Source organism: Stutzerimonas marianensis (genome assembly GCF_022810315.1).
Lineage (GTDB): Bacteria > Pseudomonadota > Gammaproteobacteria > Pseudomonadales > Pseudomonadaceae > Stutzerimonas > Stutzerimonas marianensis.
Genome location: NZ_JALGRD010000007.1, coordinates 290,919 through 311,645, shown reverse-complemented (window position 1 = coordinate 311,645; position 20,727 = coordinate 290,919). Strand labels below are relative to the sequence as shown.

The window sequence follows — 20,727 nt, the reverse complement described above, 5'->3', positions numbered from 1 at the left end:
CTCAACCGCTGCGTTCGGTACGGCCGCCGGAGCGAGCCAGGTAGCCGCTGCCCTGCTCGCAGAGAAAACGATCGAGCCGTTCGCAGCTCAGCGCGTTCAACCCACCACGCAACCCATAGGCGCGAAAACCCAGTTGGGCCAGCAGAAAGACGCCATTGGCGCTGCGCTTGCCGCTGTCGCAGTAGCACAGGTAGACCCGCTCGGGTGCGAGCAAACGCGTCTTGAGGCGCAGCAGATGCAGAGGCATGTTCAAGGCCTGCGCCGCATGCCCTCGCTCGTATTCATCGGTGAGGCGGACGTCCAGCCATTGCGCGCCCTGTTCGAGCAACGCCTCCGCCTCGTCCAGCTCGACTTCGGCCACCACCGGCGCCTGCAGCAGCGCCAGAAAATCCTGCCGGGCCAGACGCAACACAGCGCCGTCCTCGATCAGCGAGACGGTCGCGTTGCGTGGCGCATCGCTGAGCAGCGCCTCCTCCCCGAAGCAGGCGCCTACGGCCAGTTCCGCGACGACCTGACGGTTGCCGCCAAGGCCGGTAATGACTTCGGCGCGGCCGCGTTTGAGGAAATAACAGCAGTCGCCGGCATCCCCTTCACGCAGCAGTACATAGCCGGCCGGCAGCTCGATCTCGTGAAGTCTGCCGAGCATCTGGCGCACGTTTTCCACGGGGACTTTGGCGAATAGCGGGTTGTCCAGCAGCTCCTCGAGCCAATCGGTCAGCTCGCCGGTGGACGCCAGCTCCAGGAGCAGATCGGCATCGGCTTGTTGCCTGGACAGCAATCGATCGAGCGCCCGGCTGTCGATCATGAGCACACTCGAGTCCTCGGTAGCGTGGGCGCTCTGCAGCGAGGCCCCCGGCACCAGCGCCCGACGACCCTCCGGCGACTCCGCCACGAGCGAACGGTCGCCGCCCGGTCCGTGGAGCGCCAGCGCACCTTTCAGCAGGAAATAGGTAGCGTTCACGCCAGCCCCGGCCTCGAAAAGTGCCTCGCCACGCCCAAGCGCCCTTGGCGTCAGCTGGTCGCGAAGCTGCTGCAGTTGCCTCGGCGCAAGCGCGTTGAGCGGAAACAGGTGACTGATCTGATCGACATGCAGCGGCTTGTTCATCCTTGGATTCCAGAAAGCGTTGGGTCAGCGCAGCAGTGCGTTCAGACGTGGCAGGGCAGCCCTCCTGCCCTGGAGCCCGCCGGTGTGCACGAAAACGAGCCGCGTACCGGCGGCAAAATACCCGGCCTCGACGTAAAGGCGCAATGCCATCATGGCCTTTGCGGTATAGACGGGCTCGAGCAGCAGGCGTCCTTCACGTTCCGTCTCGAACATGAAGTGAGCGAGGTCCGCGTCGAATCGAGCGAAGCCGCCACGGCTGGCGTCGATCAGCTGGTAGGCGGGTGCGCGAATCCCTGCTTCGTCGAGCAGTTGCCGGACCGTATCGGTAACGCGATGTGAAACAGGCCCAGCCAATGCACCGAAGACCGGGCGCCCGGACATCCCGGCTTCACCGATGACAATCCCCGCGAGCGTCGTGCCCGTCCCCGCTGCCAACCACCATCCCTGGTGGTCGGGCCAGCCCAGACCAGGCAACTGCGCCTCGACCATTGCTGGCAAGGTCGCGCACCCCAAGGCCCCCGGCAGTCCACCACCCCCCTCCGGGATGCAGTGATAGTCCGGGTAGCGAATCCGCCAGGCTTCGAAGAAATCGGCGCGATGCCGGTCGCGGTAACCGCCATAACCCAACCAGTGAAGCGTCATGCCGAAGCGTTGGAGGTCTTGCACAGTCGCCGTGGCTTGGGGCTCACCCCGTAGCAGGCCGACGGTCGGCAAGCCGAAACGCTGGCCGGCAGCCGCAAGTGCATGCAGATGATTGGAGTGAGGGCCGCCGAGGCTGATAAGCCCCTTGGCGTCTGCCGCCCGGGCGGCGGCAAGATGGTGCGCGAGTTTGTACCACTTGTTGCCGGAAAGCAGCGGATCGACCTGATCGAGGCGCAAGATGGCCAGTTCGACGCCGGCTCGATCCAGCCAGCCAAGGCGAAGCGGTTGGAGCGCAGCCGAGGGAATATCGGAAAACAACGTCCGGCTAGCCTGCACCAGCGTCAGCTACCCGTGCGCAGGCGATCCAGCGTCCGATGGCGCGCACAGCAGTTGGATTCGCCAATGACGAAGCGTGCCGGGGAGTCGATCTTGTCCAAAGGCATGTTGCAGCGTTCGCCGCTTGGGAGCGACGCCACGCATGTAGGCTGCTGGAAGTGCTGGACCCATTGCCGGTACTGCTCTTCGGATACCCCGCACTTGGCCGCTGCGTAGGCAAGCGGATTGTCTTGGTAGCGCGCCATGTCCTGAAGCGGAATGGTGAGGTGACCGGCGCCGGGGTGGTAGGCCATGAAAAGCACGCCAATGCGCGACAGGGCTTCGAGCTTGCGCTCACCACTCTGTTCGGTAAGCGCTTCGCAACGCTTTTGCAGTTGCTCTATTTCCTCCTGAAGCTGGGTGTCGAGCTCGTTGCGGTACGCCAGCTCGACGTCACGAATGGTCACCTGCTCCTGGTATTCGGCGACGGCGGCGGCCACCTGCACTTGCAGCTCCTCGGCAAAGCGCTCCCGCGCGATCGCGGCTTCGGCGCGGCTGTTCTCTTCCAGCGCCCGCAACTGCCGACTCATTTCCTCGCGTGTTTTCTGAAAGCCTTCGGCCTGAGCGGCCAGTTGATCGCGCAGCTCACCGGCAAGGCGCTCCTGTCGGCTAAGCTCGACTCGCAGTGTTGCGATCTCCTCCTCCAGACGCGCCTGCTGTTGAGCCGCCAGCTCGCGCAGCTTGGTCGCCTCGAGTTCCCTTGCCTGCTCGAGGTTGGCAATACGCTGACGCTGCTGCTTGATCAGTTGCGCGGCCTTTAGCCGCTGCTCCTGCTCAAGCTTGTCGGCTTGACGTGCCGCAGCTTCCTTGCCGGCATCGGCCGCGTACCAGGTGTCCTCCGCGACCATCTGCAACCGCTCGGTCGGTACCGGTGGTGGCGCTTCATCCTCGACCAGCAAGCCGAGCTGGTTGCGCTTGATGCGGTCGCGCAGCATGACGAAATGGTTGTTGCCCTGCGTCATCTGCGGATCCCAGAGGTGCATCTGGTGCCAGGCGACGGGGCACTGACTTCGGCAGGCCAGACGGATGGGGCCTGCGCCGAGATCGGGCCCTCGACCGGTGCGCTCGGCCAGGCTGCGCAGTGGAATGTTCCAGCCGCTGTCGGCAGAGCCGTCTTCATTGAAATCGAGATAGAAGAACACTGCCGCGCGGATCTGCAGCCGGGCATTCACCAGCACGTACGCAACGCGCATTTGCTGGTCGGCGAATGCGGGCATGGATACAAGGCCGTCGAGCATGGCCTCGAATTCGGGATAGAGCATTTCCTTGCAGATACCGCTGTCGTTGAAAAACAGTACGGCCTCGACCGTCTGCGGCTTGATCTGCATGCTCGGCATCCTTCACGGCTAGTCTCGTAGCGCACCCGAACTGCGCTGTATGGCGGCAAGTGTAGGGGAAAAAGTCGGGCGGGCAATGTGATTGGGTTGGCAGGCGATCCGGCGCCGGAGAAGCGCTTCGACACCGGCGCCGGTAAATTGTGACCGGGTTGGCTGCTCAGCGATTGCCAGCTGCAAGCAACGGTCCCAACCGCCTTCCCATTTCTTCACCCAGCGCCTGAAGGCCGCTCATGGGGCGAACCATGACCTCGAATTCGACGATCGCCCCGCTCGAATCGAAGCGAATCAGGTCGATGCCCTTGAGCTGGCGCTCACCGACCCTGGCACTGAACTCCAGGACCACACTCGTGCCGTCATCACTGAACAGCTCGCGGTGATAGGTGAAGTCCTCGAACACGCCGAGCACGGTATTGAGGATGAGGTTGACCGTCGGCGCCCCTTGGTAGGGTGTATGGGCCATCGGCGAACGAAACACCACTGCGGGGTCCAGCAGCTCCGGCAGGCGATCCAACCGCCGTGCCGCAATCATCTGATGCCAGCGTTTCAGGCTTTCGGCGATGGCAGGTTCTGGGGGTGCAGCATTCATGGCAGAGCCCTCGGGCGAAGCGCCCCGAGCGGGGCGCGGGGGATCAGAGTTCGGCCGCCAGGCGCGAACCCTGGTTGATGGCACGCTTGGCATCGAGTTCAGCGGCGACGTCGGCGCCGCCGACAAGGTGCACCTTGCGGCCCGCCGCTTCGAGCTCGCCCTGCAGCTCACGCAGCGGATCCTGACCGGCGCAGACGATGACCGTGTCGACCGGCAGAACCTGCGGCTCACCCTCGGCCACGCGCACATGCAAACCCTGGTCATCGATCCGCAGATACTCCACCGCGCTGATCATCTGCACCCGTTTGTTCTTCAGTCCGGTTCGATGGATCCAGCCGGTGGTCTTGCCCAAGCCGTTGCCCACCTTGCTCTTCTTGCGCTGGAGCAGATAGACCTGCCGAGCCGGCGCATGCGGTGCCGGTTGGATACCGGCGATCCCGCCACGCGCCTGCAGACCAAGATCGATGCCCCATTCTTTCCAGAACGCTTCACGGTCCAGGCTGGTCGACTGACCGTCATGGGTGATGAACTCGGACACGTCGAAGCCGATGCCACCAGCACCGATGACCGCGACCCGCTGTCCGACAGGCTTGCGCTGAAGAATGGCATCGAGATACCCGATCACCATCGGGTGGTCGATGCCGGGAATGTCCGGGGTACGCGGGGCAATACCTGTGGCCAGCACGATCTCGTCGAAGCCGCCAGACAGCAGATCCGCAGCACCGGCTCGCGTGTTCAACCGGAGCGATATGCCCGTCTCGCGCAGCTTGTTCGAAAAGTAGCGCAGCGTTTCGTGGAACTCTTCCTTGCCGGGGATTCGCTTGGCAATGTTGAACTGGCCACCGATTTCACTCGCCGAATCGAACAGTGTGACCTGATGACCTCGCTCCGCCGCCACCGTGGCCGCGGCCAAACCAGCCGGTCCGGCCCCCACCACCGCGATGTTCTTCACCTTCGCGGTTGGGATGTAGTTCAGCTCGGTTTCGTAGCAGGCACGCGGGTTGACCAGGCAGGTGGTCAGTTTGCCGCTGAAGGTATGGTCGAGGCAGGCCTGGTTGCAGCCGATGCAGGTATTGATGGCTTCGCTGCGACCAGCGGCGGCCTTGTTGACGAATTCCGGATCGGCCAGGAACGGACGCGCCATCGACACCATGTCGGCATCGCCCTCGGCCAGGACCTGTTCAGCCACTTCAGGGGTGTTGATGCGGTTGGTGGTGACCAGCGGAATGCTCACCTCACCCCGCAGCTTGGCGGTCACCTTGGTAAAGGCGGCGCGCGGGACCTTGGTGGCGATCGTCGGGATCCGCGCCTCGTGCCAGCCGATGCCCGTGTTGATCAGGGTCGCACCGGCGCGCTCGATGGCCTTGGCCAGCAACACGACCTCATCCCAGGTGCTGCCGCCCTCGATGAGATCGAGCATGGAAAGCCGATAGATGATGATGAAATCGCGCCCCACCGCTTCGCGCACCCGGCTGACGATCTCGACCGGAAGGCGCATCCGGTTCTCGTAGCTACCACCCCAGCGGTCCGTGCGATGGTTGGTGTGCGCTACCAGGAACTGATTGATGAAGTAGCCTTCCGACCCCATGATCTCAACGCCGTCGTACCCCGCCTGTTGCGCCAGGCGCGCGCAGTTGACGAAGTCGCCGATCTGCTTCTCGATACCCGCCTCGTCCAGTTCACGCGGCGTGAAGGGGTTGATGGGCGCCTGGATCGCGCTAGGCGCCACCAGTTGCGGGCTATAGGCATAGCGCCCTGCGTGCAGGATCTGCATGCAGATTTTGCCGCCGGCTTCATGGACCGCCTGGGTGACGATCCGGTGTTCATCCGCCTCTTCCGGTGTCGAGAGCTTGGCTGCACCGGCGCGCACGGAACCCTCCTCGTTGGGTCCAACGCCTCCCGTGACGATCAAGCCGACACCGCCACGGGCCCGCTCGGCAAAGAACGCGGCCATGCGCTCGAAACCATCGGGCATCTCTTCCAGGCCGGTGTGCATCGAGCCCATCAGGGTGCGATTGCGCAACGTGGTAAAGCCCAGGTCCAGCGGAGCCAGCAGGTGGGGAAAGGCGGTCATGGTCGATCCTCGATTCAGGCGGCACGAAGCATGTGCAGGCGCTCAACGGTCATGGTCGCGCCTCTCATGGGTGCGATCCGGATGCAGCGACGATAAACAGGCAGCACGACCGGCTCAATGATCGAAACGCACAACTATCTGATCGTTTCGCGCATTATCACTTGGCACCTATGCCGCATCTGACTACCCTGAGACCGTCCGTCACGCCAATGCCCACATGCCAACGCACAGCAAATTCTTCGCCCTCGCCCTGATCGGCCTCGCTGCCCTCATCCTCTATCTGGACTGGACCGGCGACCGGCGTAGCGGCCCGCTGCTCTCGGATCTGCGCACCCTGCCGATCCAGAGCCAGGGCAAGCCCGGCACCGCCGGCAACCTGCTGGGGATCGAGGCGCGGCTGTTGCCCGCCGATTATCAGGATGCACAGCGGTTGCACCTGCGCTTCGCCACCTACCTGGACCAGGCGCGCAAGGAGGGCTTACTGAACGAACGAACCCTGGTCGTTTTGCCCGAACATGTCGGCACCGGGCTCTTCGCCGTGGACGAAAAACCCGAAGTACAGCAGGCCCGCACCCTGCGCGACGCCATGCAGTGGATGGCACTGAGCAACCCCTGGGGCTATCTGCGCGCTCTGCTCGATCACCAAGGCCGGGATCGCCGCACCGAAGCGGTACTGAAGATCAAGGCGGACCAGATGGCGCGCGATTACCAGACCGTATTCGGCGGCCTGGCGAAGACCTACGGTGTGACGCTCGTGGCCGGTTCGATCGTCTTGCCGGAGCCGCGGCTGACCGACGGCCGGCTCGTCGCCGGTAGCGGGCCGTTGCGACAGGTGAGCCTGACCTTTTCCCGCGACGGCACGCCCCTGGGGCCGCTGCAATACAAAGAGCAGCTGAGCCGTTATGAGCGCCGTTACAGCGAAGCGCCGGCCGACGCACAGAATACGCTGATCCAGACGCCAGCTGGCCGGCTGGCCGTCAGGATCGGGTGCGATGGCGACCGGCGAGCGCTCGAAGCCGATGCCGAACTGCTCGTGATCACCGGCGCAGGAAAAGCGCTGCCGCCGCCGTGCTCGAACGACCAGGCCGCCACCCCTGACGTACCGACGCTTCGTGTCAGCACCTTCGAGCTGCCCTGGAACCTGGTCGGCTCGCCGCGACGCCCGACTCGCCATCCACGCGGCGAGCCGGTGCGTATCACCAACTTGTGGTTACCCGAGCCGTGAGGCCTTCGCAACAGAAGGTGCGCCTGGGCGACCTTTCCGTCGGCTTCGTCCACAGCCTCGCCAGTGCACTGCAGGAACGGCACATCGACCCGCAGCCACTGCTGATCGCCTATGGGCTGGACCAGGCGAGGCTGGCCGAACCCCAGGCGCGATTGTCCATCCCGCGTTATATGCGGCTGGGGCACGCGGCCATGCAGCTGACGGGCGAACCGGGGCTCGGGCTGGACATGGGCCGTCTGCGCAAGGCGGGTCACCTTGGCCTCGTCGGTGTGACCGCTGCCCAGGCCCCCACCGTGCGGGAAGCGGCCCGCACGCTGATCCGTTTCGAACCGCTCTACGCATCGAACTACCGCGGCACCTCGAGCCTACATGAGGATGCCGGTGGAGCCTGGCTGCGCTTCTATTCCATAAGCCCGTATAACGGCTACAACCGCTTCGTGGTGGATACGGTGCTGGCCAGTTGGGTGACCCAGCTGGCCGCCATCGCGGCACGTCCACTGTCGCCGAGCGCGGTGCATATCGAATTCGACCGGCCGCCGTACGGGTCGCGCTACGAGTCGTTCTTCGGCGTCCCCGTGGCATTCGGCGCCGAGCACAACCAGCTTCGGCTCGATCAGGCCTCGCTGGCGCTACGCAACCCCGAGCACTGCCCCGGCACCTGGCGTCAGTTGCGCGAGCTCTGCGAGGCCGAACTGGACCGACGTACCCGAACCCGCAGCCTTCGCGAGCGGGTGGCACAGTTGCTGGGGCCGATGCTCAAAGGCCAGGAACCGGATCTCAATGAGGTGGCGGCGCGCTTGCAACTGCCGCCCTGGACGCTGCGGCGCAAGCTGGAAGAAGAAGGGACCACCTATCGGGCGATCATCAACGACACCCGACGTGACCTGGCGATGGCCTACATCCGCGAAACCGAATCAGCCTTCGGCGAGATCGCCTGGCTACTCGGTTTTTCGTCAGCGGAAGCGTTTCAACGGGCGTTCAAGCGCTGGTGCGGCCAGACACCCGGCGAATACAGACGCGCCCAGCGGCGTGCCGGTTAAAGTTCGAAGGCGTCGTCAGCCGGCTCCGGGCCGTCCTGCTCGGCGGCATGCCATTCGAGGATTTCGTCTTGATAGTCGTCCATTGGCGTCTCCTCTGGAGGTTCGACTGGACCAATACAAAGGCCGTGCCAGCCACACTAATTCGCGCAAATGACCGACAGATGACCGCACTCAGGCTGGTCTAGAAATAATCCCGGCGAGGTGAAGCTGCAACGCGCCTTATTGCCGCGGCTGGTGAACAGGTGCCGAGGCCACTGAAACGGGCCCTAAGGTGTCGCCAGCCCTGCCGCTGTCATGAACTGTCGCAGCAGCCAGGCCACCACACCGAGCGCCAGGACACTGGCGGACCAGATGACCACCAGCCAGGTCATGCGCTGCCACAACGGCCTGGGCGGCGCACCCTCTTCGTGCTGTTTCCTCATGTCGCGCTCCGATCGCAGGCCTCAGTGATAGCCGTCTTCCGCACTGACCTTTCCGCGGAATACGTAGTAGCTCCAGGCGGTGTACATGAGGATCAGCGGAATGATCAGCAAGGCGCCGACAACGGCGAAACCCTGGCTCTGCGGGGGCGCAGCCGCTTCCCAGATGCTGACCGAAGGCGGAATGATGTTCGGCCAGAGGCTGATGCCCAGTCCGCTGTAACCAAGGAAGATCAGCGCCAGCGTGAAGAGGAATGGCGAGTAGTGAGCGTAGCGGGCAATCGAACGGAGCAGACCGAAGGTGCAGAGCAGCACGAGAACTGGCACCGGCATGAACAACAGCAGGTTAGGCATGCTGAACCAGCGCTCGGCGATATCCGGGTGCGTCAGTGGGGTCCAGATGCTGACGATACCGGTCACGGCAAGCACCGCCCAGACCAGCGGGATGCCGATATCGTGCATGCGTTTCTGCAGCTCACCGGAGGTTTTCATGATCAGCCAGGTGCAACCTAGCAGGGCATAGGCAGCGATCAGGGCCAGGCCGCAGAACACCGAAAAGGGCGTCAGCCAATCCAGTGCACCGCCCGCATAGGCGCGATCCTCGACCGGGAACCCGTGGATGAACGCCCCCAGCGCAACCCCCTGGAAGAAGGTCGCGGCCAGCGAGCCGCCAACAAAGGCTTTGTCCCAGATATGCTGGCGATCCGCACTGGCCTTGAAACGGAACTCGAAGGCTACACCGCGGAAGATCAGGCCCATCAGCATGAAGATGATCGGCAGGTACAGCGCCGATAGCACCACCGAATAGGCCATCGGGAAAGCCGCGAACAGCCCTGCCCCACCCAATACCAGCCAGGTCTCGTTACCGTCCCAGATCGGCGCGACGGTATTCATCGCCACGTCCCGCTCCGAACTGTCGGCGAGGAAGGGGTAAAGGATGCCGATGCCCAGATCGAAGCCGTCCATGACCACGTACATCATGATGCCGAAGATGATGATGATCGCCCAGATCAGCGAAAGATCGATGCCCATGACTCAGTTCCTCTCGCCCAGTTCGTCACCGCCATCATGCGGGATGGCCTCGTCCGCAGCCGACAACGGCCGCATCGGCGTACGCTTCTCGCCAGGACCTCCGGCACCCTTCTCGTTGCCCTCGTTGAGGATCGGCCCCTTGGCAATCAGTCTCAGCACATAGACGAAACCGATACCGAACACTGCGAAATAAATGAGCACGAACATGGCCAAGGTGAGCCCGAGCTGCTCGGCGCCGTGGTTGGAAACCGCATCGGCGGTGCGCATCACGCCGTAGACGACCCAAGGCTGCCGCCCGATCTCGGTCGTGAACCAGCCGGCCAGGATCGCCAGGATGCCGGACGGCCCCATCAGCAAGGCCAGCCGCAGGAAGGGGCGGGATTGGTACAACCGCCCCCCGCGCCGCAGCCAGAGGCTCCAGAATCCGGTCAGGATCATCAACAACCCCAGCGCGACCATGACCCGGAAGGTCCAGAACACGATGGTCGCATTGGGACGGTCCTCAGGCGGGAACTCGTTGAGCGCGGGCACCTGCTCGGTCAGGCTGTGCTGGAGAATGAGGCTGCCCAGATAGGGAATTTCGACCTTGTATCGGGTCTCCTCCCGCTCCATGTCCGGCCAGCCGAACAGCAGCAACGGCGTGGCCTCGCCCGCGCTGTTATCCCAATGCCCTTCCATCGCGGCGATCTTCGCCGGCTGATGCTCGAGCGTGTTCAAACCGTGGAAGTCACCGACCACCGCCTGAATCGGCGCGACGATCAACGCCATCCACATCGCCATCGACAACATCTTGCGAATTGCCGGGTTGTCGTTTCCGCGCAGCAGGTGCCAGGCGGCAGAAGCGCCAACCATGAAGGCCGTCGCCAGGAACGCGGCGATGGCCATGTGTGTCAGGCGATAGGGGAACGAGGGGTTGAAGATGATTGCCAGCCAGTCCACCGGGACCACCACGCCATCGATGATTTCGTGTCCTTGTGGTGTGTGCATCCAGCTGTTGGAAGCAAGGATCCAGAACGTCGAGATCAGGGTGCCGACCGCCACCATGAGCGTGGAGAAGAAGTGCAGCCCCGGCCCGACCCGGTTCCAGCCGAACAGCATGACCCCGAGGAAGCCCGCCTCGAGGAAGAACGCGGTCAGCACTTCATAGGCCAGCAAGGGACCCGTCACGCTGCCGGCGAATTCCGAGTAGGCGCTCCAGTTGGTACCGAACTGGTAGGCCATGACGATGCCCGACACCACGCCCATCCCGAAGTTGACCGCAAATATCTTCAGCCAGAAGTGGTAGAGATCCCGGTAGACCTGGCGTTTGGTCTTCAGCCACAGGCCTTCCAGCACGGCCAGGAAGCTCGCCAGGCCGATGGTGATCGCCGGAAAGATGATGTGGAAGGAAATGGTAAAAGCGAACTGGATCCGCGCAAGCTCGAGAGCTTCCAAACCGAACATTCACTACCCCTCGTCAGCAGCCGCTTGCACTTGGCTTCGTTAATGATTCACGCATTAGTGACAGCATTAGAACGCAAGGGTGCGCACGAGGCGCGCTACCAGATGACGCAGGCACGCCGGATGACCTGGATCAAGGTCGGCATTGATATCACCCGAAGCGGCGAAAACCGGGGCGTTACGAAGCATTCGCAGCAAAGCGGCGGGCGCTGACGAGTCCTGGGTCAGATTGCCGCGTGCTGCGCCAGGAGCTCATCGATAGCGGCTTCCGGCACCGGCCGGGACAGCAGGTAGCCTTGGAACTCATCGCAACCGTGCAGCGCGAGAAAGTCGAATTGGGCAGCGTTCTCCACGCCTTCGGCGACCACCGTCTTGCCCAGGCTCTTGCCCAGGGAGATGGCGGCACGGGCGATCATCGCCACCTCTGGCTCTCGCTCCACATCGGTAACCAATGAGCGGTCGATCTTCATCGTGTCGAGCGGAAAGCGACGCAGGTAGCCGAGCGAGGAGTAACCGGTCCCGAAATCGTCCATGGCAAGGCTGAGCCCCAACGCCTTGAAGTCACGCAGGATCGTCACGGCGCGATCGTTGTCGCCGAGGAATACGGTTTCGGTGATTTCCAGCTCCACCTGCCGCGCCGACAAGCCAGTCTGCTCAAGCAATCCGGCGACATGACCGACGATATCGTCGGTGAGAAACAGTTGGGCGGACAGATTGACCGCCACGCGCAGAGGCGATTGGCGTTCACGGTTCCATCGCTGCCCCGCGGCGAAGGCCTGGCGCAGGACCGCCAGGGTCAGCGGCAGAATGAGCCCGGTTTCCTCGGCGACCGGGATGAAGCGGTCCGGTGTGATCGGCCCGAGCTCCTTGTGCGTCCAGCGCGCCAGCGCCTCTACGCCGGTAACGCGACGAGCGCGATCGACCTTCGGCTGGTAATGCACTTCGAACCCGCCCGTGTCCAACGCCACGCGCATCGCGGCCTCGATATTGAGCCGCTCGTCCGCCACCCGGTTGAGCTCCGGAGTAAAGAACTGGAAATTGTTACGCCCTCGCTTCTTCGCTTCGTACATGGCGACGTCGGCGTGCCTGAGCAGGCTCTGTGCATCCTCACCGTCCTCCGGATAAAGCGCGACGCCGAGGCTGGATGTGACTTGGAATTCCCGGTTGCCCAGGGTAATGGGACGACCGACATCCTGGACGACCCGTTCGAGCAGGGTCACCACGGTACTGATACGGTAATGATCATTGAGCACCAGCACGAACTCGTCCCCGCCCAGCCGGGCGACGGTATCCGAGCTGCGCAGGCAACCCGTCAGGCGGCTCGCGACGATCTTCAGCAGCTCATCGCCAGCGCTGTGCCCAAGGCCGTCATTGATGAACTTGAAGTTGTCGAGGTCCATGAATACCAGCGTCAGGTAGTAGCCCGACCGCGCGGCATGTGCCAAGCCCTGCTCGATCCGGTCGGCGAGCAGGATACGGTTCGGCAATCCCGTCAGCAGATCGTGGTTGGCCTGACGCTCGAGTTGCGCCTGGTAGTGCCGCCGTTCGGAAATATCCTGGACCGTGCCTTCGTAACAGATGAAACGCCCAGCCGGATCCCGCACGACATGAGCATTTTCGGATATCCAGATACGGGAGCCGTCCTGGCGAAACACCTCCGACTCGAAATTGAGCACCTGCCCATGAAGCTCCATCAGACGGCAGAACTCCTCGCGGCGGCCGCTCTGAACGTACAGTCGACGATCGATATCGGACAGGTCGGCGATCAACGCCTTGGCCGAGGCATAACCGTACAGCCGGGCCAGCGCCTGGTTCGCAGCCAGGTAGCGTCCTTCGCGCGTCGACTGGAAGATGCCCTCGGAGGCATTCTCGAAAATGCTGCGGTAACGCGACTCGGCCTGTTCCAGCGCATCGAGCGTCGCCTTCTGCACCGTGTAGTCCTCGATGATGCCTTCGATGACGAGCTGCCCCTGCTCATCATGAACGGCCACTCCACGCTCGGTGACCCACTTGATCAGGCCATTCGCGGTGACGATACGGTACTGAACGGAGAACCGTTGGCGACTGGCCACCGCTCGGTCGACAGCCCGACGAACCCGACCGCGATCTTCCTCGTGGGTGATCAGCTCCCAGGAAACGCCCGAAGGACCGATCAGATCCGCCGCGCTGTGCCCCGTCAGCGCCACGCACCCCTGGCTGACGAAGATCATGGTCCATTGGGCATCGTGAAGGCAGCGGTAGGTCATGGCATCGAGGTTGTTGACCAGCGTGTCGAGCACACGCGAACGGTCCAGTACTTCGCTGGAGAGCAAGCTCTTGCGCGGCCGCTGTGGGCGGCTGGGAGGGAGGGTCATTTAGCTATCGCTCGGCAGTGGATTCGGGACTGGCCACCGCTGATCCCTCAGAAGACGCAGCGGGTTCGGAAACCCAGCGGGAAGCTATTAATGTGCCAGCGCGACTCCTGAGCCGATGCACCCACAACCCTCGCCAAGCGGTGCATCGGCTACCGAGCGAAATCAAGCGACGCACCACCTCGGTGCCGAGCCTCCCCGCGCACCGCCGACAAGCACCAAATGGGCGCACGGGCATCGCCGTAGCGGACACGCAGCAGCTTCATGAAAGAAGGATGAGGAACTGAAACGAAAAAAGCGGCCAATGGCCGCTTTTAGCGAGGCTTCCAGTGGAAGCAGATATGGCGCAGCGGACGGGACTCGAACCCGCGACCCCCGGCGTGACAGGCCGGTATTCTAACCGACTGAACTACCGCTGCGCGTCGGCCGGACTGATGTCCGATTCGCAGATTGCTGACCAGCCTGATGGCCGACCGCCCTGCGAGGCGCGCAATTTACGCACCCACCCCAGGCAAGTCAACAGGCTGCAACATTTTTTTCCTAGAAAGGACGGCAAGATGCAATCACGCCACGCATTTCTCAGCCCGTCGGGCACCTTTTGCCTGAAAAACAGTCAGTTGGCCTGGCATACTCAGGCATTTCCTCGCCATGATCCTGCCGTGAGGCTAGCCTGTCCTACAGGCATCGGCTCGCAGTGTTACCGGGATGGGTCATGTCTGTTCCTCCTTTAGCCCTCGGAGTGCCTCGCTTGGCTTTTCCCGCTGCTCTCCAACGAGTTCGACCGCTGGCACCGCTCATCGTGAGCGCCGTAGTGGTCGTGCTGTTCGGCCTTTATCTGGCGATGCAGATCAGCGAGTGGCTGGAACTGGTAAGCGAGCCGACCGAACGGCCTGCAGGCGAGACCCAACCCGCCGGCGTGGTGCCTGACCTGCAGCGCATGTCCAGCCTTTTCGGTACTCCCCCAAGCGCTGCTTATACCCCCGAGGCGACGAATACTGATCTAACCTTGCTTGGCAGCTTCGTACATGCCGATCCGTCGCGTTCGACCGCGATCGTCCAGCTGGCCGGCAGCCCTCCCCGTCTGTATCGGGTCGGAGAAGAACTCCAACCTGGCTTGAGCCTGGAAAGCGTGCACCCCGACCGCGTCGAAATACAGCGCGGCGGCCGGATCGAGAACCTATTCTTCCCCACTACCCGAGCCGTAACAGCCGTGCCGGATAATCTGCCGGACTACAGCGAGCCTGCCGAGATGGACGCATTGGATCCCCAAGCGGAAATGCTTCAGCAGCAGATGGAAGCGCTTCGCCAGCAGATGGAAGGCTCGACCAACCCGCCGGAGGATACGCCCCTAGATGAACAGAACATGGAAGATGACTGACTGATGCCGCCTTTCTCCTCTCGTCCGCTTGCCCTGTTGCTGGCCGCTAGTCTGTTGGCCGCTCCACTTCCCCTGCTCGCCGCGGAGCCCGGCATCGAACCCAGCGAAACCCAGCAGGATGGCTGGACGATCAATCTCAAGGACGCCGATATCCGCGCCTTCGTCGACCAGATCAGCCAGCTGACCGGGCAAACCTTTATCGTTGACCCCAGGGTCAAAGGACAGGTCAGCGTGGTGTCTTCGACAACGTTGTCGCTGGACGAGGTGTATCAACTGTTTCTGTCCGTGATGGCGACACATGGCTACAGCGTCCTCACTCAGGGCGAAGTGACGCGCATCGTGCCGAACGCGGAAGCCAAGTCGGAGGCCGGCGGCGGCCCGGGCGGAGGCGACCTGCTGGAAACCCGGGTCATCCAGGTGCAGCACACCTCGGCAACCGAACTGATTCCACTGATCCGCCCGCTCGTGCCCCAATACGGCCACCTCGCCGCCGTCGGCTCCGCCAACGCACTGATCATCAGCGATCGCAGCGCGAACATTGCGCGTATCGAAGACATCGTTCGCCAGCTTGATCGGGCCCAGAGCGATGATCACAGCGTGGTCAACCTGCAATATGGCTGGGCGACTGACATTGCCGAAGTCCTGCGCAACACCCTCGCCCGTGGTGAGGCCCGCGATACCGCCGGGGCGCAGATCATCGCCGACTCGCGCACCAATCGCCTGGTGTTCACCGGCCCCGAGCAGGCTCGACAGAAGCTCGCCAGCCTGGCCAAGACACTGGATACGCCAAGCACCCGCTCGGCGAACACCCGCGTCATTCGGCTGCGGCATAACGACGCCAAATCACTGGCCGAGACACTGGGCGACATCTCCGAACGCCTGTCCGAGCCGGCCGAGGGCGAAACCCAAAGCGCGCGCCAGCAGAATATTCTCATCCGCGCCGACGAGAGCCTCAATGCGCTGGTGATGCTGGCCGAGCCGGAGGTCATCGGTACCCTCGAGTCCATCGTGCGCCAGCTGGACATCCCACGCGCCCAGGTGATGGTGGAGGCGGCTATCGTCGAAGTGTCCGGTGACATCACCGACGCCCTCGGCGTGCAATGGGCAGTGGACGCGCGCGGCAGCACAGGCGGCGCCGGCGGCGTCAGCTTCGGTAACACCGGCATTTCCATCGGCAGCGTGCTGAACGCCATCAACGAAAATGAAATCCCGAGCGACCTACCGGATGGCGCGATCATTGGGATCGGCACAAGCAGCTTCGGTGCGCTGATCACGGCCCTGTCGGCCAACACCAAGAGCAACCTGCTATCGACCCCCAGCCTGCTCACGCTCGACAACCAGGAAGCCGAGATACTGGTTGGCCAGAATGTCCCTTTCCAGACCGGCACCTACACCACAGATGCCTCCGGCGCCAACAACCCCTTCACTACCATCGAGCGCCAGGACATCGGTGTCACTCTGAAGGTGGTGCCACACATCAATGACGGCGCCACGCTGCGCCTGGAAATCGAGCAGGAAATTTCGTCCATTGCCCCGTCGGCTTCGCTCTCGGCGCAGGCTGTGGACTTGGTGACCAACAAACGCTCCATCAAGAGCACCATCCTTGCCGAAGACGGGCAGGTAATCGTGCTCGGCGGCCTGATCCAGGACGACGTGACCCGCACCGATTCCAAGGTGCCGCTGCTCGGTGACATTCCTCTTCTGGGCGCCCTGTTCCGCTCCACGCAGGAAACGCATGTCAAGCGCAACCTCATGGTGTTCCTGAAACCGACGGTGGTTCGCGATCGTGCAGGCCTGGCGGCGTTGTCGGGCAAGAAATACAGCGATATCCGAGTCATCGAGACCGACTCGGAAAGCCCCAGCATCCTACCCGCCACGCCGGAACGCCTGTTCGATGGACAAGGCCAGCCAGCGCCAGCGATCGACCTGCGTTCAGGCGATACCTCGGCCACCCCGCCCTCACAGCCGGCACCGCAACGGGCGCCCGCGCAATCGACGCCCGAGCCTCAATCTGCAACAACCGAGGTACGTTCGGGCTGGGCCATTCAGCTTGCCAGTCTAAGGAACCGGAACGGCGCGCAAGCGTTGCAGGAGAAGCTCGTCAGTCAGGGCTACAACGCTTATGTGAAAACTGCCGGCGCTACCCATCGAGTCTTCGTGGGCCCCGTCGAGCAACGCGCGGAAGCGAATCGCCTGCTCCAACAGCTGTCCGATGAGCAACGGCTCAATGGTTTCCTGGTAAGAGTCGGGCCGGCTAGCAATTAGCCGACCGAGCGGTAGCAGGCAATGCGGCCTCGGAGGGCCGCATGGCATGCATTTCAGATGGCCGCCAGGCCTCTGGCGAGGTCGGCTTTGAGGTCCTCGACCTCTTCCAGGCCCACCGCGACGCGGATCAGGCTGTCGCGGATCCCTGCGTTGGCGCGTTCCTCGGGAGAAAGACGACCGTGCGTGGTAGTCGCGGGATGGGTGATGGTGGTCTTGCTGTCACCCAGGTTCGCAGTGATGGAGATCAGGCGCGTCGCATCGATGAAGCGCCAGGCTGCTTCCTTGCCACCGGCGATCTCGAAACTCAGCACCGCGCCGAAGTCCTTCTGCTGACGCTTGGCCAGCTCGTGCTGCGGATGGCTTTCGAGCCCCGCGTAATACACCTTCTCCACGCCCGACTGCTGTTCCAGCCAATCGGCTAGCACTTGCGCGCTCGCACAATGGGCCTGCATGCGCAGGCGAAGGGTTTCCAGACCCTTGAGGAATACCCAGGCGTTGAACGGGCTCATGGTCGGCCCAGCGGTACGCAGGAACCCGACAAGCTCCTTCATGAGCTCTGCACGCCCGGCAACCACGCCACCCAGGCATCGGCCCTGTCCATCAATGTATTTGGTCGCCGAGTGGATGACGATGTCGGCACCCAGGGCCAGCGGCTGTTGCAGCGCGGGCGTACAGAAGCAGTTGTCCACCGCGAACAATGCGCCTTTGGCGTGACAAATCCCAGCCAGTGCCTCGATGTCGACCAGTTCGGCCAGCGGGTTCGAGGGGGACTCGACGAACACCAGTTTCGTGTTCGGCTTGAAGGCTCGCTCCCAGCGCTGCAGGTCGACCAGCGGGACGAAGTCCACCTCGAGCCCGAAGCGCTTGAAATACTTCTCGAACAGGGAGACGGTCGCGCCAAACACGCTGCGAGAGACCAGCACATGGTCGCCGGCTGAGCACAGGCTCATCACCGTCGCCAGGATCGCCGACATGCCGGAGGAAGTCGCCACGGCCTGTTCGGCCCCCTCCATCGCGGCGATACGCTGCTCGAACGCGCGCACGGTCGGGTTCGTATAGCGCGAATAGACGTTACCCGGCATTTCCCCGGCAAAGGTCGCCGCCGCGTCGGCAGCACTGCGGAACACATAGCTGGAGGTAAAGAACAGCGGCTCGCCATGTTCGCCTTCAGGCGTACGCTGCTGGCCTGCCCGTACGGCCAGCGTGTCCGGGCCGGCTCCGGACAGATCACTGTCCAGGCGGCCGGCATCCCAATCGTGTGCCATGGTCATCCTCCTCGGTCCGGCAGCATGCCGCCGAAATCGGTCAGTTGTTGTGCAGGTCGATAATGGCGCTGGCGACGGCAGCCTGGGCCTTGCTGAGATCGTTGCGTGCCTGCTCGATCTTGTGCAGGTAGGCCTCGTCGATGTCACCGGTGACGTAGTTGCCGTCGAACACCGCACAGTCGAAGTTATCGATCTTCACCTTTCCACCACCTACAGCGTCAATCAGATCCGTCAGGTCCTGGTAGACCAGCCAGTCAGCCCCGATCAGCTCGGCCACCTCCTCGGTGGTGCGGTTGTGGGCAATGAGTTCGTGCGCGCTGGGCATGTCGATGCCGTATACGTTCGGGTATCGCACAGCCGGCGCGGCGGAACAGAAGTAGACGTTCTTCGCCCCTGCTTCGCGCGCCATCTGGATGATCTGCTTGCAGGTGGTGCCTCGCACGATCGAATCGTCCACCAACATCACGTTCTTGCCACGAAACTCGAGATCGATCGCGTTGAGCTTCTGCCGAACCGACTTCTTGCGGGCCGCCTGGCCCGGCATGATGAAGGTACGCCCGATATAACGGTTCTTGACGAAACCTTCGCGAAACTTCACACCCAGCCGGTTGGCCAGCTCGAGCGCGGCCGTGCGGCTGGTGTCCGGAATCGGAATCACCACATCGATGTCATGGTCCGGGCGTTCGCGCAGGATCTTTTCAGCCAGTTTCTCACCCATCCGCAAGCGGGCCTTGTACACCGATACGCCATCCATCAGGGAATCGGAGCGTGCCAGGTAGACGTGCTCGAAGATGCAGGGGGCATACTGGGGGTTCGGCGCGCACTGGCGGGTATGGAGCTTACCGTCGGTCGTGATGTAGACCGCCTCGCCCGGGGCCAGATCGCGGATCAGGGTGAAACCCAACACGTCGAGGGCGACGCTCTCCGAGGCGATCATGTACTCGACCCCTTGGTCGGTGTGGCGCTGACCGAAAACGATCGGCCGAATGGCATGCGGGTCACGGAAGCCGACGATGCCGTAGCCGGTAACCATCGCCACCACGGCATAGCCGCCGACGCACCGCTCGTGCACCTTCGTCACCGCGGCAAAGACGTCTTCTTCGGTCGGTTGCAGCTTCCCGCGCACCGCCAGCTCATGGGCGAAGACATTGAGCAACACCTCGGAGTCCGAATTGGTGTTCACGTGGCGCAGATCGGACTCGTAGATTTCCTTGGTCAGCTGGTCGACGTTGGTCAGGTTGCCGTTGTGCGCCAGGGTGATGCCATACGGCGAGTTGACGTAGAAGGGCTGCGCCTCGGCTGAACTGGAACTGCCCGCCGTGGGATAACGCACATGCCCGATTCCCATGTTACCGACCAGTCGCTGCATGTGGCGTTGCTGGAACACATCACGAACGAGGCCGTTGTCCTTGCGCAGGAACAGCTTGCCCCGGTCGCTGGTGACGATTCCAGCCGCGTCCTGCCCGCGATGCTGCAGTACGGTAAGCGCGTCATACAACGCCTGGTTGACGTTCGACTTACCGACGATGCCGACAATGCCACACATGCAAGGAACCCCTCATTTACAGGCTGATCCGAACGCTTGGTGGATTCCACGCGCGTCCGTTGTGAATGTGCGTTGACTCAGATGCCCGAGTCGAACGAGCCGGCGACCCAACGGCTCCCAAACCCCAGAATGAGGTTCTTCGACCAATCGGCCACCAGCAGGAAATGCGGAACGAGCGCGGATTCGCGCCACCAGGGGTCTTGTTGAACGGGTGCGAGGCTGAGCAACCCCACCAACACGACGATCAGCAGACCACCCCTTGCCGCTCCAAAGACCATTCCAAGAAAACGATCCGTACCGGACAACCCTGTCACGCGGACCAGTTCGCCGATGAGGAAATTGATCAGTGCTCCGACCAGCAAGGTCACCACGAAGAGAATCGCGCACGCGGCAATGACCTGGAAGGACGGGGTTTCGATGTATTCGGCGAGATGATGCGACAGCGCACCGCCGAACATCCAGGCGACGACACCGGCGATGATCCAGGTAAGCAGCGAGAGCGCCTCCTTGACGAAACCACGCTTCAGGCTGATGAGACTGGAGATGACCACGATGGCGACAAACGCCCAATCGACCCAGGTGAATGCCACAGGTATTCCTGCAAGGGAGAAAGGCGGCGCATTTTAGCAGAGCGCCTCAACAAGGAG

The 20,727-nt window shown here is 63.0% G+C and carries 17 protein-coding genes and 1 tRNA gene; 5 read left to right on the top strand and 13 right to left on the bottom strand.

Annotated features, from left to right (window positions below; genetic code table 11):
• Position 1 precedes the first annotated feature (1 nt).
• From MST27_RS14445 to MST27_RS14425, 5 genes are all read right to left on the bottom strand, one after another.
• Positions 2 to 1,105, bottom strand: coding sequence for a cyclic nucleotide-binding domain-containing protein (locus tag MST27_RS14445; protein WP_243606635.1), 1,104 nt, complete (start codon positions 1,103 to 1,105; stop codon positions 2 to 4).
• 24 nt (positions 1,106 to 1,129) lie between these two features.
• Positions 1,130 to 2,086, bottom strand: coding sequence for a 1-aminocyclopropane-1-carboxylate deaminase/D-cysteine desulfhydrase (locus tag MST27_RS14440; protein WP_243606654.1), 957 nt, complete (start codon positions 2,084 to 2,086; stop codon positions 1,130 to 1,132).
• Between the two features lie 2 nt (positions 2,087 to 2,088).
• Positions 2,089 to 3,450, bottom strand: coding sequence for a chromosome partitioning protein ParA (locus tag MST27_RS14435; protein WP_243606634.1), 1,362 nt, complete (start codon positions 3,448 to 3,450; stop codon positions 2,089 to 2,091).
• 166 nt (positions 3,451 to 3,616) lie between these two features.
• Entirely contained in the window at positions 3,617 to 4,045 is a 429-nt protein-coding gene (locus MST27_RS14430) for a nuclear transport factor 2 family protein (protein WP_243606633.1), read from the bottom strand.
• A gap of 43 nt (positions 4,046 to 4,088) precedes the next feature.
• Positions 4,089 to 6,119: an NADPH-dependent 2,4-dienoyl-CoA reductase gene (locus tag MST27_RS14425; RefSeq protein WP_243606632.1), complete on the bottom strand. Its 2,031-nt coding sequence runs from the start codon at positions 6,117 to 6,119 to the stop codon at positions 4,089 to 4,091.
• Between the two features lie 217 nt (positions 6,120 to 6,336).
• Between MST27_RS14425 and MST27_RS14420 the strand changes: the two genes are divergently transcribed.
• Positions 6,337 to 7,344, top strand: coding sequence for a carbon-nitrogen hydrolase family protein (locus tag MST27_RS14420; RefSeq protein WP_243606631.1), 1,008 nt, complete (start codon positions 6,337 to 6,339; stop codon positions 7,342 to 7,344).
• Entirely contained in the window at positions 7,341 to 8,384 is a 1,044-nt protein-coding gene (locus MST27_RS14415) for an AraC family transcriptional regulator (RefSeq protein ID WP_243606630.1), read from the top strand. Before MST27_RS14420 ends, MST27_RS14415 begins: the two co-directional genes overlap by 4 nt.
• Before the next feature lie 266 nt (positions 8,385 to 8,650).
• Here MST27_RS14415 and MST27_RS14410 read toward each other — a convergent pair whose 3' ends face one another.
• From MST27_RS14410 to MST27_RS14400, 3 genes are read right to left on the bottom strand one after another with little or no spacing between them, the layout of a single operon-like run.
• On the bottom strand, positions 8,651 to 8,806 hold the full coding sequence (locus MST27_RS14410; protein ID WP_243606629.1) for a DUF2474 domain-containing protein: 156 nt from the start codon (positions 8,804 to 8,806) through the stop codon (positions 8,651 to 8,653).
• 21 nt (positions 8,807 to 8,827) lie between these two features.
• The gene (gene cydB, locus MST27_RS14405) at positions 8,828 to 9,835 is read right to left on the bottom strand and encodes a cytochrome d ubiquinol oxidase subunit II (RefSeq protein WP_243606628.1); all 1,008 of its coding nucleotides are present in this window, start codon (positions 9,833 to 9,835) and stop codon (positions 8,828 to 8,830) included.
• Positions 9,836 to 9,838: 3 nt separating this feature from the next.
• Positions 9,839 to 11,278 carry a cytochrome ubiquinol oxidase subunit I gene (locus tag MST27_RS14400; RefSeq protein WP_243606627.1) on the bottom strand — a complete coding sequence of 480 codons (1,440 nt, stop codon included), beginning with the start codon at positions 11,276 to 11,278 and terminating at the stop codon, positions 9,839 to 9,841.
• Positions 11,279 to 11,320: 42 nt separating this feature from the next.
• On the opposite strand from MST27_RS14400, the gene MST27_RS14395 reads away from it, so the two are divergent.
• Complete coding sequence (locus MST27_RS14395; protein WP_243606626.1) at positions 11,321 to 11,488, top strand: hypothetical protein; 168 nt, start codon at positions 11,321 to 11,323, stop codon at positions 11,486 to 11,488.
• Between the two features lie 11 nt (positions 11,489 to 11,499).
• On the opposite strand, the gene MST27_RS14390 is transcribed toward MST27_RS14395, so the two are convergent.
• Positions 11,500 to 13,629: a putative bifunctional diguanylate cyclase/phosphodiesterase gene (locus tag MST27_RS14390; RefSeq protein ID WP_243606625.1), complete on the bottom strand. Its 2,130-nt coding sequence runs from the start codon at positions 13,627 to 13,629 to the stop codon at positions 11,500 to 11,502.
• A gap of 339 nt (positions 13,630 to 13,968) precedes the next feature.
• A tRNA-Asp gene (locus MST27_RS14385) sits at positions 13,969 to 14,045 on the bottom strand.
• Positions 14,046 to 14,425: 380 nt separating this feature from the next.
• Between MST27_RS14385 and MST27_RS14380 the strand changes: the two genes are divergently transcribed.
• Complete coding sequence (locus tag MST27_RS14380) at positions 14,426 to 15,004, top strand: type II secretion system protein N (protein ID WP_243606624.1); 579 nt, start codon at positions 14,426 to 14,428, stop codon at positions 15,002 to 15,004.
• A gap of 3 nt (positions 15,005 to 15,007) precedes the next feature.
• Positions 15,008 to 17,269, top strand: coding sequence for a type II secretion system secretin GspD (gene gspD, locus MST27_RS14375; protein ID WP_243606623.1), 2,262 nt, complete (start codon positions 15,008 to 15,010; stop codon positions 17,267 to 17,269).
• 53 nt (positions 17,270 to 17,322) lie between these two features.
• Here the strand turns inward: gspD and MST27_RS14370 are convergent, their stop codons facing one another.
• The 3 genes from MST27_RS14370 to MST27_RS14360 form a co-directional block, all read right to left on the bottom strand.
• Positions 17,323 to 18,534, bottom strand: a complete 1,212-nt coding sequence (locus MST27_RS14370) for an O-succinylhomoserine sulfhydrylase (RefSeq protein ID WP_243606622.1) — start codon at positions 18,532 to 18,534, stop codon at positions 17,323 to 17,325.
• 40 nt (positions 18,535 to 18,574) lie between these two features.
• A complete protein-coding gene (gene purF / locus MST27_RS14365; protein ID WP_243606621.1) occupies positions 18,575 to 20,080 on the bottom strand; it encodes an amidophosphoribosyltransferase in 1,506 nt (501 codons plus the stop codon).
• 77 nt (positions 20,081 to 20,157) lie between these two features.
• Positions 20,158 to 20,670 (bottom strand): CvpA family protein, encoded by a 513-nt coding sequence (locus MST27_RS14360; RefSeq protein ID WP_243606620.1) that lies wholly within the window; start codon positions 20,668 to 20,670, stop codon positions 20,158 to 20,160.
• Between the last annotated feature and the right edge of the window lie 57 nt (positions 20,671 to 20,727).

Bases quoted from the DNA above. Each gene is read 5' to 3' on its own strand.
- MST27_RS14435 (WP_243606634.1), bottom strand. From the start codon at position 3,450: ATGCAGATCAAGCCGCAGACGGTCGAGGCCGTACTGTTTTTCAACGAC.
- gspD (WP_243606623.1), top strand. From the start codon at position 15,008: ATGCCGCCTTTCTCCTCTCGTCCGCTTGCCCTGTTGCTGGCCGCTAGT.
- MST27_RS14390 (WP_243606625.1), bottom strand. From the start codon at position 13,629: ATGACCCTCCCTCCCAGCCGCCCACAGCGGCCGCGCAAGAGCTTGCTC.
- MST27_RS14445 (WP_243606635.1), bottom strand. From the start codon at position 1,105: ATGAACAAGCCGCTGCATGTCGATCAGATCAGTCACCTGTTTCCGCTC.
- MST27_RS14425 (WP_243606632.1), bottom strand. From the start codon at position 6,119: ATGACCGCCTTTCCCCACCTGCTGGCTCCGCTGGACCTGGGCTTTACC.
- MST27_RS14370 (WP_243606622.1), bottom strand. From the start codon at position 18,534: ATGGCACACGATTGGGATGCCGGCCGCCTGGACAGTGATCTGTCCGGA.
- MST27_RS14400 (WP_243606627.1), bottom strand. From the start codon at position 11,278: ATGTTCGGTTTGGAAGCTCTCGAGCTTGCGCGGATCCAGTTCGCTTTT.
- MST27_RS14410 (WP_243606629.1), bottom strand. From the start codon at position 8,806: ATGAGGAAACAGCACGAAGAGGGTGCGCCGCCCAGGCCGTTGTGGCAG.
- MST27_RS14420 (WP_243606631.1), top strand. From the start codon at position 6,337: ATGCCAACGCACAGCAAATTCTTCGCCCTCGCCCTGATCGGCCTCGCT.
- purF (WP_243606621.1), bottom strand. From the start codon at position 20,080: ATGTGTGGCATTGTCGGCATCGTCGGTAAGTCGAACGTCAACCAGGCG.
- cydB (WP_243606628.1), bottom strand. From the start codon at position 9,835: ATGGGCATCGATCTTTCGCTGATCTGGGCGATCATCATCATCTTCGGC.
- MST27_RS14395 (WP_243606626.1), top strand. From the start codon at position 11,321: ATGATTCACGCATTAGTGACAGCATTAGAACGCAAGGGTGCGCACGAG.
- MST27_RS14430 (WP_243606633.1), bottom strand. From the start codon at position 4,045: ATGAATGCTGCACCCCCAGAACCTGCCATCGCCGAAAGCCTGAAACGC.